The sequence below is a fragment of the Brevundimonas albigilva genome (assembly GCF_023573565.1).
GTDB classification, from domain to species: domain Bacteria; phylum Pseudomonadota; class Alphaproteobacteria; order Caulobacterales; family Caulobacteraceae; genus Brevundimonas; species Brevundimonas albigilva.
This window is the reverse complement of record NZ_CP097649.1, coordinates 2,807,541-2,821,539: the sequence shown is the minus strand read 5'-3', so window position 1 is coordinate 2,821,539 and position 13,999 is coordinate 2,807,541. Positions and strand designations below refer to the sequence as shown.

Genomic DNA, 13,999 nt, shown 5'->3' with positions numbered 1-13,999 from the left:
GCCTCTAAGGGGTAGGCTCGCCCCAGCGGACGGACTGGGGAGACCGAATGCGATTGGCGGCCGTGATCGTCGGGGTGGGAAGCGTGCTGGCGACGGCCGGCGCGGCCGATGCGCGCCAGCTGTGGGCGCCGGGCGCCTTCGACGAAACCCCTTCGCAGGTCGCGATCCAGGCTGGAGAGGTCGCCCAGCTCGCCCACCAGGGATTCCGCGTCGCTTCCGTCGATGACGATTTCGGCGCGCCGCTGGACCTGCCCAGCGCCTTCCAGGCCGAGGATCGTTCCGGCCTGATCGCCAGCACGCGCCGGGACGTCTGGATCCAGAGGGGCGCCGCCGCCGACCGTCTGACGCTGGAGACCGCCGGCCGCCTTCGCCGCGCCGACGGCGCGCCCTTGCCGGTCACGCCCGCCGATGCGGCGCGGCTGGACCCGGAAGCCTACGACCTTCGCTATGTGCGCGGATTCTCGGGCGCGCGGGGCCGCACCGCCTCGGGGCTGGAGGTCAGCCTGACGCCCCACGCCGGCATCGGCGTCGGCAGCGACGGCGGATCGGCCGAGGCCGGCGCCACGCTCAAGATCGGCGAGGGGCTGGAGCGCCTGGCCCCCGACGGAAGCGAGCGGTTCGGCGAGCGCCCCCGCTGGTACCTGTACGCCGCCGGTTCGGGCCGGGCGGTGGGCTACAATTTCGCGCGCACCCGCGACGGCGACTACGCCCGCTCGGGCTACACCAACGACCGGGGGTCCTTCCTCGGCGACGCCTCGATCGGGGTGGCCTATCGCCGGGGCGACATGCAGACTTCGCTGGGCGTGGTCTATCGCGAGATCGACGCCGGCAAGGGGCTGCGCGGCATGAGCGGCCTGGACACCGACGTCGACGAGGGCCTGATCGCCTTCCAGCTGTCGATCAAGCCGCGCCGCTGATCCGCCTCCAGAATCGACCGAAGCCCGCCTCGCCTCGGGCGATCCGGCTCTAGCGAACCTCAGAAACCGCCACGCCCTCGCGCCGGGGATCGGCTCCGCCGTCCCATCGGCCGTCGCGCCACAGTCCCCCGTGCAGGCCCGAGGTCTCGGTGGCGTTGGGCTGGACCGCCATGCCCGCCTGGGCCAGGGCGGCCTTGATCTCGGGCGACAACAGCTGGGCGTCGGCGCCCACCGTCTCGCCCCGCACCACCAGATTGGGCAGGGCGACGGCCTGCTGCACCGGCAGGCCCCAGTCGATCACCCCCACCAGGGCCTTGGCCACATAGGCCAGGATGCTGGACCCGCCGGGCGATCCGATCGCCCCGACCAGATTCCCCTGGCGGTCCAGGATCAGCGTCGGCGTCATCGACGAGCGCGGCCGCTTGCCCGCCGCCACGGCGTTGGCGGCGGGAAGGCCGCCCTGCGTCGGCGTGAAGGAGAAGTCGGTCAGCTGATTGTTCAGGAAGAAGCCCCCCGCCATCCGGCCCGAGCCGAAGATGCTCTCGACCGTGGTGGTCATGCTGACGGCGTTCCCCCAGGCGTCGACGACGACGACGTGGCTGGTGCCGCCCGGCTCGGCGGTGGCGTCGGCCGCGACGGGCGGCGCGCCGGTCGGGCGGCCCGGGTCGACCGGTCCGTTCACCGTCGGGACCAGGGCGGCGCGCGCGGCGACATAGTCGGGGTCCAGCAGGCCGGCGATCGGCACGCCGACGAAGTCCGCATCGCCGATGTAGCGGTCGCGATCGGCGTACATCAGCCGCTGCAGCCGGCCGAAGGCGACCCAGGCCTCGGGGCTGTCGGCGCCCTTATCCAGGTCCGGCGTGTGCTCGGCCATGGCCAGGAACTCCAGCACCGCCACGCCGCTGGACGGCGGCGGCGGCACGCACACCACATAGGCGCGGTAGGGGCGGCACAGGGGATCGCGGCGCAGCGGGCGATAGGCGGCGATGTCCGCCGCGGTCAGGGCGCCGGGACGCGGCCCCTCGGCGACGGCCTCGGCCACCGCCTGGCCCAGCGGCCCGCCGTACAGGGCCCCCGGCCCCTGGTCGGCCAGCATCCGCACCGTGCGCGCATAGTCGGGATTCCTCAGCACCTCGCCGGCCTGATAGCGGCCGCCGTCGGCCTTGGTGAAATAGGCGGCGGCCCAGCGCGTGCGGGCCTGGGGGGCGCGGCCGTTGATCATGCCGGCCAGTCGCGGGCTGACGACGAAGCCGTCGCGGGCCAGGCGCTCGGCGTCGCCGAACAGGTCGCGCCAGGCCAGCCGCCCGTGATCCTTCTGCGCCAGGGCCAGCATGGCCACCGCCCCCGGCGCCCCGGTGGAGCGGCCCGACAGCACCGCGTCGACGAAGGGCAGGGGCCGGCCGTCCTCGTAGAACAGCTCCGGCGTGGCCGCGCTGGGCGCCGTCTCGCGCCCGTCATAGGCGGTGACCGCTCCCGTCTCGGCGTTGTAATGCATCAGGAAGGCCCCGCCCCCCAGGCCCGACGATTGCGGCTCGACCAGGCCCAGCACCGCCTGGATCGCCACGGCCGCGTCCGCCGCCGATCCGCCGCGCCGCAACACCGCCATCCCCGCCTCGACGGCCAGGGGATTGGCGGCGGCGACGAAGGGCCCGCGCGCCCGGGGGGCTGCGGCGGCGACGGGCGCGGCGGCGCCCGCAGGTGCGGGCGCGGTCGAAGCGGGCGCGGCCGTCTGGCACGCCGCCAGCACCAGGGACAGCAGGGGCGCGGCGAGGCGGCGAAGGAGCGGACGCATGGGAAACCGGACGCGATGACGGGAAGGACCCGCCCGACCTAGGCCGTCCCGTCCGACCCGCCAACCCCGGCCCGCAGAAAACTGTCCGGCGCCCGCTTGCATCCCCCCGCCCGAGCGGCTAAAGACGCCGCCTCGCCGCGAGGCGTGCGCACCCGTAGCTCAGCTGGATAGAGCATCAGACTACGAATCTGAGGGTCAGGAGTTCGAATCTCTTCGGGTGCGCCATCTCCGTTCAGACCTGAGAACCGAGACACGCGCCTGCGCGGCGCGACTTCCCATCGCTAGACGCCAGAGCCCGCAGACATTCGGTCGGTGAGCCGACGCCGCCTGTCAGGCCTCCGTTTCTCGGTCGCGCGGTGGACGCGGCCTCCTTCTGCCAGCGATGTCGATTTCGGCGACGGCTCGCCCGTCCGCGCCCATGATGCGACAAGATCTTGCTCCAATTTGCGCCACAAAGCGGCCGTTTTCGGCATTTTGTTCCGGATTGATGACGTTTTGCCGAATATAAGATTGCAAGCCGCCACCTTGTGCCCTACCGATGTCTCAATCAGGGCCAATATAGTATAACATCGATATATCTCAACGTTATCTGACGCGGCCGTGAGTATTCGTAAAGAAATACTTTTGAGATGAGGCGTATGCGTACTCGTAAGAATCAGCTTTTGTCTTCGGCTTTGGCGGGCGGAGTCGTCGCCGCCTCGATGGCCATTCTCGTTCCCGGCGTCGCTTCGGCGCAGACGACCGTTCAAACCCCGGACCAGGACGCGGTCCAGGTCGATGAAATCGTCGTGGTGGGGTCGCGTATTCGTCGCGACAACTACAACGCTCCTTCGCCCACCCAGGTCGTGACGCGCGAGGAAGCGACCCTGCAGGGCTTCGCCTCCACGACCGAGGCGCTGCAGAGCACGGCCGTCACCGGCGGAACTTCGCAGATCAACAACGCGTACGGCGGCTACGTCACCGACGGCGGCCCGGGCGCCAACACCATCGGCCTGCGCGGCATGGGCCCCAGCCGCACCCTGGTGCTGCTGAACGGCCGTCGCGTCTCGCCGGCCGGCTCGCGCGGCTCGGTCGGTTCGGCCGACCTGAACGTGCTGCCGACGGCCATGATCGACCGGGTCGAGGTGCTGCGCGACGGCGCGTCGTCGGTCTATGGCTCGGACGCGGTCGCCGGCGTGGTCAACATCCAGACCCGCCAGGGCTTCGAGGGCCTGACCCTGGAAGGCCAGGTGAACGCCCCCACCGAGGCCAACGGCAATGGCGGTTCGACCCGCCTGTCCGTCGTCGCCGGGGCCAAGGGCGACCGCTGGCGCGCCGCCGGTTCGGTGGAGCGCTACGAGCGCGACGAACTGACCCTGCGCGATCGCGAATTCACGCGCTGCCAGACGGACGGCTTCTTCAACGACCGGGACTACATCGACCCCCGCACGGGCCAGTCGAAGTGCTATCCGATCACCACGACCGGCTCGAACGGCGTGACGATCAACACCATCGGCACGGGCAGCCTGGCCGGCGTCGGCGCGCCCGGCGTGCCGGACATCGCTCTGGCGAACGGCGTCACCTATAACCGTTGGCGCCCGAATTCGGCGATCACCAGCGGCCTGGTCGGCTTCGAGGGCGTCGGCGGGTCCTACGTCAACCCCAACGATCCCACTTCGAACATCGCTCTGAACAACAATATCCGCGACACCTTCGAAGACCGGATGCTGAACGAGTCGCTGATCTCGCCGGTCGACATCACCACCATCTATGGCGAAGGCGGCTACGACCTCCACGCCCTGGGGAATGCGGAAGTGTACGGCGAAGTGCTGTTCAACCAGCGCAAGTCGTCGCAGACCGGCTATCGCCAGCTCTCGCTGGACTACGCCGAGGGCAGCCCGCTGATCCCGGACAACCTGGCTTTCTCGACCTTCGCGGGCGACCAGGGTCTGAACAAGGGCCAGAACGTCGGCGTGCGCGCCTTCATCGGCTTCGGCAACGACACCTCCGAGCAGGAAGTGGACTTCACCAAGCTCACGGGCGGTCTGCGCGGCGACTTCATCGTGCCGGGCTGGCGCTATGACGCCTACGTCAGCCATTCGCGCTCCAAGTCGACCTACACCAGCGAGCAGTTCCTGACGGACCGCCTGATCGAGACCCTGGACGTGGTCGAGACCGCGCCGGGCCGTTTCGAGTGCGCCCAGCTTTCGTCCAACCCCGGTTGCGTCGCCGCGCCGGCCCTGAGCACCCGCACCATCGCCGGCGAACTGCCGCAGGACTGGGTCGACTACGTCTTCCGTCCCGTCACCGGCACCACCGAGTTCGAGGAGACCATCGTCTCGGTCGGCATCGACGGTCCGCTGTTCCAGCTGCCGGCCGGCGAGGTCAGCGCCTTCTTCGGCGCCGAATGGCGCGATTCCTCGATCGACGACACGCCGGGTCTCGATAGCCAGCTGGGCAACACCTACAACTACTCCACCTCGGCCATCACCCGCGGGTCGGACTCGGTGTGGGAAGCCTTCGGCGAGGTCGAGGTGCCGGTCCTGCGTGACCTGCCCTTCGCCCAGGAACTGACGCTGAACGGTTCGTTCCGCTACACCGACTACGACTCCTACGGCGACGACACGACCTACAAGGTCGGCGCGGTCTATCGCCCGATCGACTGGCTGTCGCTGCGCGCCACCTACGGCACCTCGTTCCGCGCCCCGGCGCTGTTCGAGCAGTTCGTCGGCGCGACCAGCGGCTTCCTGTCCTCCGGCGCCGACGCCTGTAACGAGTACGGCGCCGAGGGCGTGAACCCCAACCGCGTCGCCAACTGCGGCGCCGAGGGCCTGCCCAAGGACTACTACGCCACCACCGGCGTGCAGGTGATCAGCGAAGGCGGGGCCGATCTGGGCCTGGCGGCCGAAACCTCGACCAACCTGACGATCGGCGCGGTGTTCCAGCCGACCCTGCCCTCGGGCTGGGGCAACCTGGACTTCGCGGTCGACTATTACGAGATCGAGGTCGAGAACGGCGTCTCGCAATACGGCGCCTCGGCGATCCTGGATCGCTGCTACGACTCCAACCCTGGCGATTTCGCGGCCGACACGGGCTTCTGCGCCCTGGTCTCGCGTGATCCGTCGGACAACTCGCTGACGGTGATCGACAGCTATGTGAACCTGGCCACGGACATCGTGAAGGGCCTGGACTACACGCTGCGCTACCGTAACGACGTCGGCCCCGGCTCGGTCCTGTTCAACCTCGCGGTCACCCAGTACACCGAAGTGTCGAGCAAGCTGTTCGATGAGGATCCTCTGGAAGACTATGTCGGCATGATCGACAATCCGGAGTTCACCGGCACGGCCGACATCAGCTACGCCTGGGCCGACTGGCGCGTGCGCTACGGCGTCGAGTGGGTCGATGGCATGAGCAGCTATGAGTACTACGGAGAAAATCCGGCGACGAGCCAATACGACCTGGCGACCGACGACTACTACCTCCACAACGCCTCGGTTCAGTATTCGCGTGACGGCTGGACGGCCACGGCCGGCGTGCGCAACCTGTTCGACGAGAATCCGCCGACCATTTCGGCGGGCGTGTACAACCGGGTCGGCAACGCCCCGCTGTATTCGGGCTACGACTACCTGGGCCGCACGGCCTTCATCAACCTGACCAAGTCCTTCTAAGGACGACCGTCGGAACGACAGGCGAGGGCGGCGGGCGCAAGTCCGCCGCCCTTTCGTTTGCGCGCCCGCCTGGCGGGAACCTCCGGGCCCGAGCGGTGATTGTCAGCCCTACGCCCCCGCTTGAAGAAGGATCGCCATGTTCCGTTCGCGCCGCCTCGTCCCCGCCTTCGCCGCCCTGGCCGCCGCCTCGGCCCTGTCGGCCTGCGCCTACAACGAGGCGCTGGGCCGCAATCAGCTGCTGCTGGTCGACAACGCCGCCCTGTCGCAGCAGTCGAACGTCGCGTGGCGCGAGGCGGTGGCCAAGCCGGGCGTGCTGACCTCGGGCGCCCAGGTGGAGCGCGTCCGCCGCGTCGGCGGCCCGCTGGTCCAGGCCGCGGGCCTGGGCGGGCGCAGCTGGGAATACGCCGTCTTCCCGGAAGAGAGCCCCAACGCCTTCACCCTGCCGTCCGGCCAGATCGGGGTGACGACGGGCCTGCTGAACCTGGTCCGCAACGACGACCAGCTGGCCAGCGTCATCGGCCATGAGATCGGCCACATCGTGGGCGGCCACGCCGCCGAGCGGGCGTCCAGCCAGGCGCTGACCTCGGTCGGCCTGGCGGCGGCGCAGGGCGTGGCGGGACGCTATGGCGACGCGGTCGGCGCCTATGGCGGCCTGGCGGCCCAGTACGGGGTGCTGCTGCCCTATTCGCGCCGCGACGAGCTGGAGGCCGACCGCCTGGGCGTCGACTATATGGCGGCCGCCGGCTTCAGGCCGTCCGAAGCGGTCGCTCTGTGGCGGCTGATGGCGGCGCAGCGCCAGACGGCCACGCCGCAGTTCGCCTCGACCCACCCGTCGGACGACACCCGCATCCAGGCGCTTGAGCAGTATATCGCCAGCCGCGGCTGGCGCTGATCAGATCCGGATGTCCAGCAGCGAGCCGGGCCGCAGCAGGCGGGTCGGCTCGGCGCCCGTGGCCGCGCCCTGGGAAGCGCCCAGGGAAGCGCTCTGCGAAGTCTGAACCGGCCGCAAAGCCGGCGGCGTCGGGGCCGGCGCGGCCGCCGCGCTCGCGGGGGCCGCGGGACTGGCGGCCTCCATCGCGGCGCGGAAGAAGGCCGACTGGGCCTGGCGCGCGCGGCCGGTCTCGCCCGGAACGGGCAGGGTCGTCGCAGGAAGGCCGGGGCGAATCGCGCTCATGTCCGAAGGGTTAACGCATTCCGTCGAAAAACGGTTAACGCGACGCGGCGGTCGGGGCGGGACGCGGCGGCGCCTGCATCGAGGCGACCAGCCGGTCCAGGTCGGCGTCGTCCAGCAGCGGGCCGGACTGTTTGGCGGTGATCCGGCCCAGGGCGTCCACGGCGAAGGTCTCGGGCACGCCCGAAATGCCCAGGTCCAGCCCGGCGCGCCCCTCGCGGTCCACCAGGACCATCGTGAAAGGGTCGCCCAGTTCGTCCAGGAAGGCGCGGGTGGCGACCGGCTCGTCCTTGTAGGCGATCCCGACCACGGCCACGCCGCGTCGCTTCAGCTCCAGCAGCTTCGGATGCTCGATCCGGCATGGGGCGCACCAGGAGGCGAAGACGTTGACGATCATCGGCCGCCCCACGCCGGCGGTCTTCAGGTCCAGCTGGCCCGGACCCTCGCGGTCGCCCGACAGCATCGGCAGCACCGTCTCGGGGATCGGCTGGCCGACCAGGGCGTCGGGCTTGAACGCCGGGTCGCGCTTCAGCGACCAGCCGACGAACAGCGCCGCCAGGGCCGCCAGCACCACCAGCGGCAGAAGCGCCAGCCAGCGGGTCATGGGCGAGGCCCTGTTTCTTTTGGCCCCACCGCGCTTCGCGCGGCTTGAGGGCGCGGCTCGGCGCCTTCCAGCCGATCCAGGTCGCGCTTCCATCTGCGGCCGGCGATGGCCGCGCGCGCGGTCAGGGCGCCCAGGACCAGCGCGCTGATCCCCCAGGCGGGCCAGACGAAGGCGGCGTAGGGGCTCATGTCCAGGTCGAGCATTCAGGCCTCCAGCGCCCGGCGCGCGCGCAGGGTCACGACCCGGCGGCGGCGCACCTCGGTGCGGATCGCGCTCAGCCACAGGGCGGAAAACAGCACGCCATAGGCCGCCAGCATGGTCAGGAAGGCCGGCACATAGGCCGGGTCCAGCCCCGACGAGCCGGGGCTCAGGAAGCTGGCGGGCTGATGCAGGGTGTTCCACCAGTCGACCGAGAACTTGACGATGGGCAGGTTGACCAGGCCGACCAGCCCCAGCACCGCCGCCGCCCGCGCCGCCTTCTGCTCGTCGTCGATTGAGGCCCTCAGCGCCATGTAGCCCAGGTAGAACAGGAACAGCACCAGGACGCTGGTCAGGCGCGCGTCCCACACCCACCACGTCCCCCACATCGGCTGGCCCCACAGCGATCCGGTCACCAGCGCCAGCCCCGTCAGGGCCGCGCCGGGCAGGGCGGCCGCCCGCGCGGCGGCGTCGGCCAGGGCGTGGCGGAACACCAGGGCGAAGAAGCTGGAGACGCCCAGCGCCCCATAGGCCCCCAGGCCCCACACCGCCGCGGGCACGTGCACGAACATGATCCGCACCGTGTCGCCCTGCTGATAGTCGGCGGGAACCGAAAAGCTCAGCCACGCTCCGACCGCCAGCAGCACGCCCGCCGCCGCCCACAGCACGGGCGCCAGCGGGCCGGTGAAGGCCATGAAGCGCTGCGGATTGGACAGGCCGAACATGGCGTCAGCGCTTACGCGGCGAGGGGGCGGCGGGCAAGCGGCTCATCCCTGGGCGTTGCGGACGGCGGCGGCCCCGGCGAAGGGGGTCAGGACGGCGGCGAACAGCACATAGGCCGACAGCAGGGCCAGGGCCGGGGCGGGGGACTGGCCCGCCGCCCGCTCCAGCGCCCCGGCGCCGAACACCACCGGCGGGATGAACAGCGGCAGGACCACCACGGCGATCAGCAGGCCGCCGCGCCGCGCGCCCAGGGCCACGGCCGCGCCCAGGGCCCCGGTCAGGGCGAACCCCAGGCCGCCGATCACGGCCCCCAGGGCGACCAGCGGCGTCAGGCCGACCGGCAGGCCCAGCGCCAGGGCCGCGACCGGCGCCGTCAGCGCCAGCGGCAGGCCGACGGCGACCCACTGGGCGACGGCCTTGATCAGGACCACCCCCTCCATCGGCAGGTGGCCGACCGCCAGCAGGTCCAGCGCCCCGTCCTCCAGGTCGCGCTCGAACAGCCGCTCCAGCGACAGCAGCGAGGCCAGGGCCAGGCCCAGCCAGGCCACCCCGCCCGCGACCGGCCTCAACGTCCGGGGGTCGCCGCCCGCCGCCAGCGGCAGCAGCACCGTCAGGCACAGCAGGAAGCCGCAGGCCAGCAGCGGCCCGCCGCCGCCGTTCCACGCCAGGTCCAGCTCCCGTTCCAGCAGCACGCGCGTCGCGCCGCGCAGGCCGGGCGGGCGGGGCTCCACGCCCTCGGGATCGCGCGGGCCGAACCTCACGACAGTCCCCCCAGGTCCAGGGTCCGCGCCGGGATCGGCAGGGGGTCGTGCACGGCCGCCAGGATCAGGCCGTCGGCCTGCAGGTGGCGTCTCATGCAGGCGGCGAAGGCGTCGCGCCAGCGCGCGTCCAGCGGCGCCATCGGCTCGTCCAGCAGCCACAGGGCGCGCGGCGACCCGACCAGCCGGCCCATCGCCAGCCGGCGTCTCTGGCCCGCCGACAGCCGCCGCACCTCCAGGTCCAGCAGGGGCTTCAGGCCGAAGGCCTCGACCGCGTCGTCGACCCCGTACTGGGTGTGGCCCAGCCAGTCGCACTGGAAACCCAGTTCCTGGCGCGCGGTGCGGCCGGTCTTCAGCCCGTCCTGATGGCCCAGCAGATGCGTCTCGCGCCCCCGCGCCTCGGCGGGATCCAGCGGATTGCCGTCGCCGTCGTGGAAGGCGATCTCCCCCGCCTCGGGCCGGATCAGGCCGGCGACGGCGCGCAGCAGGCTGGTCTTGCCCGCCCCGTTGGCGCCGGTCAGCACCGCCGCCTCCCCCGCCTTCAGACCAAAGTCGAGGTTCCTGAACAGCACGCGCTCGCCGCGCGCCACAGACAGGCCGGACAGGGACAGGGCGTGGATCATCGGACGTAAATCTCCCTCCCCATGAAGGGGAGGGAGAATTCCTGTGATCTTTGCGAACCCTTCTCAATGTCCATGCCGGAGGTGTGGACACATGGACCCGGCCGCCCGGCGAGGCTATATGCGCCCTCGCCGTAGCCGGCTTTCGCGGCGCGCGGCGGGGACCTGTGCGCCCCGTCGTCCAGCGCGCGAAGGGGCGAACCGAATTGTCGGGCGGCGCTGACCAGAGGACCACTCTCCATGCCGTCGATCGACAGCCTCAAGACCCGCCAGGACCTTTCCGTCGGGCGCAAGAAGTACGCCTATTACAGCCTTCCCGCCGCCGAGGAAGCCGGTCTGGCCGGTATTTCGCGCCTGCCGCGCTCGATGAAGGTGCTGCTGGAGAACCTGCTGCGCAACGAGGACGGCGTCTCCGTCACCGAGGACGACCTGAAGGCTGTCGCCGCCTGGATCGAGAACAAGGGCTCGGTCGAGCACGAGATCGCCTTCCGCCCGGCCCGCGTCCTGATGCAGGACTTCACCGGCGTTCCCGCCGTCGTCGACCTGGCCGCCATGCGCGACGCCATGTCCTCGCTGGGCGCCGACGCGGCCAAGATCAACCCGCTGGTCCCCGTCGACCTGGTCATCGACCACTCGGTCATGGTCGACTATTTCGGCACCCCCCGGGCCTTCGGCGAGAACGTCGAGCGCGAGTATGAGCGCAACATCGAGCGCTACAACTTCCTGCGCTGGGGCTCGTCGGCCTTCAACAACTTCCGCGTCGTGCCCCCCGGCACCGGCATCTGCCACCAGGTGAACCTGGAGAACCTGGCCCAGACCGTCTGGACCCTGGACGAAGGCAAGAAGACCGTCGCCTATCCCGACACCGTCGTCGGCACCGACAGCCACACCACCATGATCAACGGCCTGGCCGTCCTGGGCTGGGGCGTCGGCGGCATCGAGGCCGAGGCGGCCATGCTGGGCCAGCCGATCCCGATGCTGATCCCCGAGGTCATCGGCTTCAAGCTGACCGGCCGCCTGCCGGAAGGCGCCACCGCCACCGACCTGGTGCTGACCGTCACCCAGATGCTGCGCAAGAAGGGCGTGGTCGGCAAGTTCGTGGAATTCTTCGGCGACGCCCTGCCGAACATGACCATCGAGGACCAGGCCACCATCGCCAACATGGCCCCGGAATACGGCGCCACCTGCGGCTTCTTCCCCGTCTCGGCCGCCACCATCGGCTATCTGACCGCCACGGGCCGCGACAAGGCGCGCGTCGCCCTGGTCGAGGCCTACGCCAAGGCCCAAGGCCTGTGGATCGACGAGACCTCGGAAGACCCGGTCTTCACCGACGTGCTGGAGCTGGACATCTCGACCGTCGTCCCGTCGCTGGCCGGCCCCAAGCGTCCGCAGGACCGGGTCGAGCTGACCAACGCCGCCCCGGCCTTCGAAACCGCCCTGGCCGAGGTGTTCAGCCGCCCGTCCGACGCCCCGCGCGCCGCCGTGGAAGGCGAGAAGTTCACCGTCGGCGACGGCGACGTGGTCATCGCGGCCATCACCTCCTGCACCAACACCTCCAACCCGTCGGTGCTGATCGCCGCCGGCCTGGTGGCGCGCAAGGCCAACGCCCTGGGCCTGAAGGCCAAGCCGTGGGTCAAGACCTCGCTGGCCCCCGGCTCTCAGGTCGTGACCGACTATCTGACCGACGCCGGCCTGCAGAAGGACCTGGACGCCCTGGGCTTCAACCTGGTCGGCTACGGCTGCACCACCTGCATCGGCAACTCGGGCCCGCTGGCCCCGGCCATCTCCAAGGCGATCAACGACAACGCCCTGGTCGCCACCTCGGTCCTGTCGGGCAACCGCAACTTCGAGGGCCGGGTGAACCCCGACGTCCAGGCCAACTACCTGGCCTCGCCGCCGCTGGTCGTGGCCTACGCCATCGCCGGCTCGATGCGGATCGACATCACCAAGGACCCGATCGGCCAGGACAAGAAGGGCAATGACGTCTTCCTCAAGGACGTCTGGCCCACCGCCCAGGAAGTCGCCGACATCCAGCGCAAGTCCGTCACCCCGGCCATGTTCGCCAAGCGCTACAAGGACGTGTTCAAGGGCGACAAGCACTGGCAGGCGATCAAGGTCACCGGCGGCCAGACCTATGAGTGGGACGACAAGTCCACCTACGTCCAGAACCCGCCCTACTTCGAGGGCCTGACGATGCAGGCCGCGCCGGTCCAGGACATCGTCGAGGCGCGCGTCCTGGCCATCTTCGGCGACTCGATCACCACCGACCACATCTCGCCGGCCGGTTCGATCAAGAAGACCTCGCCCGCGGGCGTCTATCTGACCAACCACGGCGTCGAGGCGTCGGAGTTCAACTCCTACGGCGCGCGTCGCGGCAACCACGAAGTCATGATGCGCGGCACCTTCGCCAACATCCGCATCAAGAACCGCATCACCCCCGACATCGAGGGCGGCGTGACCAAGCACTTCCCGTCGGGCGACGTCATGTCGATCTACGACGCGGCCATGCGCTACCAGTCGGAAGGCCGCCCGCTGGTCGTCTTCGCCGGCAAGGAATACGGCACCGGCTCGTCGCGCGACTGGGCGGCCAAGGGCACCAACCTCTTGGGCGTGCGCGCCGTCATCGCCGAAAGCTTCGAGCGCATCCACCGCTCCAACCTGGTCGGCATGGGCGTCGTCCCCCTGCAGTTCAAGCAGGACGGCTGGCAGAAGCTGGGCCTGACCGGCGAGGAGATCGTCACCATCCGCGGCCTGACCGACGCCAACATCGGCAAGCTGAAGCCTCGCCAGGACCTGTGGGTCGAGCTGTTCCGCCCGTCGGACGGCAAGATGGCCCGCTTCCCGGTGCGCTGCCGCATCGACAACCAGACCGAGCTGGACTACCTGCGCGCCGGCGGCGTCATGCCCTACGTCCTGCGCAATCTGGCCGGCGGCCCGGAAACCGAGGCCCCGATCGCGGCCGAATAAGGAGCGCGACAGGCTGAAACGAAAGAGGGCCGGCGGAGCGATCCGCCGGCCCTTTTGTCTGGTTCGGCCCTCTGGCGTTTCCGTCAAACGACGCCTATATTCGCGTCAGATGACGCACCCGGACCCCCGCCCATGACCGCGCTCGACCTTTACGCCCAGCCCGAGGCCCTGCCGGCCAGCGACGCGGCGCGGATCGGCCGGCTGCTGGGGCTGAACGACGACACGCCGCTGGACGACGTGGCCCTGGCCGAGCGGGTGTCGCAGGGGCTGAAGCCGACCTCGGCCGCCGCCCTGGGCCAAGTCATCGGCATGCCCCACGTCGTGGGCAAGCTGATCCCCGAGGCGACGCTGCGCCGCGCCCGCACCAGCCGAAAGCCGCTGTCGCGCGAGATGAGCGAGCGGCTGTACGAGGTCGGCCGCGTGGTCGACGCCGTCAGCCGCGCCTATCACGGCGACACCGCCGCCATCGTCCGCTTCCTGAACCGGCCGCACCAGCTGCTGGGCGGCCGCACCCCCCTGGCCATGGCCCAGTCGTCCTCGGCCGGGGCGGACGCGGTGATCAACCTTGTCCGCCGCGCCGACGCCGGCTTCGCCGTCTAGGC

At 70.6% G+C, this 13,999-nt stretch carries 12 protein-coding genes and 1 tRNA gene; 6 read left to right on the top strand and 7 right to left on the bottom strand.

Annotated elements, in window-relative coordinates:
- The first annotated feature begins 47 nt into the window (after positions 1-47).
- Complete coding sequence (locus M8231_RS14030; RefSeq protein WP_250201743.1) at positions 48-917, top strand: lipid A-modifier LpxR family protein; 870 nt, start codon at positions 48-50, stop codon at positions 915-917.
- A gap of 49 nt (positions 918-966) precedes the next feature.
- On the opposite strand, the gene M8231_RS14025 is transcribed toward M8231_RS14030, so the two are convergent.
- Complete coding sequence (locus M8231_RS14025) at positions 967-2,709, bottom strand: gamma-glutamyltransferase family protein (RefSeq protein ID WP_250201742.1); 1,743 nt, start codon at positions 2,707-2,709, stop codon at positions 967-969.
- A gap of 148 nt (positions 2,710-2,857) precedes the next feature.
- Here M8231_RS14025 and M8231_RS14020 point away from each other — a divergent pair.
- The 3 genes from M8231_RS14020 to M8231_RS14010 all read left to right on the top strand — a co-directional run bounded on the left by M8231_RS14020 (position 2,858) and on the right by M8231_RS14010 (position 7,248).
- Positions 2,858-2,934 (top strand) — tRNA-Arg (locus M8231_RS14020).
- A gap of 476 nt (positions 2,935-3,410) precedes the next feature.
- On the top strand, positions 3,411-6,356 hold the full coding sequence (locus M8231_RS14015; RefSeq protein ID WP_250201741.1) for a TonB-dependent receptor plug domain-containing protein: 2,946 nt from the start codon (positions 3,411-3,413) through the stop codon (positions 6,354-6,356).
- A 136-nt stretch (positions 6,357-6,492) separates the two neighbouring features.
- Positions 6,493-7,248, top strand: a complete 756-nt coding sequence (locus tag M8231_RS14010; protein WP_249749453.1) for a M48 family metallopeptidase — start codon at positions 6,493-6,495, stop codon at positions 7,246-7,248.
- Here the strand turns inward: M8231_RS14010 and M8231_RS14005 are convergent, their stop codons facing one another.
- From M8231_RS14005 to ccmA, 6 genes are read right to left on the bottom strand one after another with little or no spacing between them, the layout of a single operon-like run.
- Complete coding sequence (locus M8231_RS14005; RefSeq protein WP_249749454.1) at positions 7,249-7,530, bottom strand: hypothetical protein; 282 nt, start codon at positions 7,528-7,530, stop codon at positions 7,249-7,251. It abuts the gene before it with no gap.
- 34 nt (positions 7,531-7,564) lie between these two features.
- A complete protein-coding gene (locus M8231_RS14000; RefSeq protein WP_249749455.1) occupies positions 7,565-8,131 on the bottom strand; it encodes a DsbE family thiol:disulfide interchange protein in 567 nt (188 codons plus the stop codon).
- Positions 8,128-8,334, bottom strand: coding sequence for a heme exporter protein CcmD (ccmD, locus tag M8231_RS13995; RefSeq protein ID WP_249749456.1), 207 nt, complete (start codon positions 8,332-8,334; stop codon positions 8,128-8,130). The genes M8231_RS14000 and ccmD overlap by 4 nt, the downstream gene beginning before the upstream one ends.
- A complete protein-coding gene (gene ccmC, locus M8231_RS13990) occupies positions 8,335-9,054 on the bottom strand; it encodes a heme ABC transporter permease CcmC (protein WP_250201740.1) in 720 nt (239 codons plus the stop codon).
- A gap of 42 nt (positions 9,055-9,096) precedes the next feature.
- Positions 9,097-9,783, bottom strand: a complete 687-nt coding sequence (gene ccmB, locus M8231_RS13985; RefSeq protein ID WP_348521895.1) for a heme exporter protein CcmB — start codon at positions 9,781-9,783, stop codon at positions 9,097-9,099.
- Between the two features lie 26 nt (positions 9,784-9,809).
- Positions 9,810-10,433, bottom strand: coding sequence for a heme ABC exporter ATP-binding protein CcmA (gene ccmA / locus M8231_RS13980; RefSeq protein ID WP_249749458.1), 624 nt, complete (start codon positions 10,431-10,433; stop codon positions 9,810-9,812).
- Positions 10,434-10,670: 237 nt separating this feature from the next.
- On the opposite strand from ccmA, the gene acnA reads away from it, so the two are divergent.
- On the top strand, positions 10,671-13,397 hold the full coding sequence (gene acnA / locus M8231_RS13975) for an aconitate hydratase AcnA (protein WP_249749459.1): 2,727 nt from the start codon (positions 10,671-10,673) through the stop codon (positions 13,395-13,397).
- 132 nt (positions 13,398-13,529) lie between these two features.
- Positions 13,530-13,997, top strand: coding sequence for an antitoxin Xre/MbcA/ParS toxin-binding domain-containing protein (locus tag M8231_RS13970; RefSeq protein WP_250201739.1), 468 nt, complete (start codon positions 13,530-13,532; stop codon positions 13,995-13,997).
- Positions 13,998-13,999 lie beyond the last annotated feature (2 nt).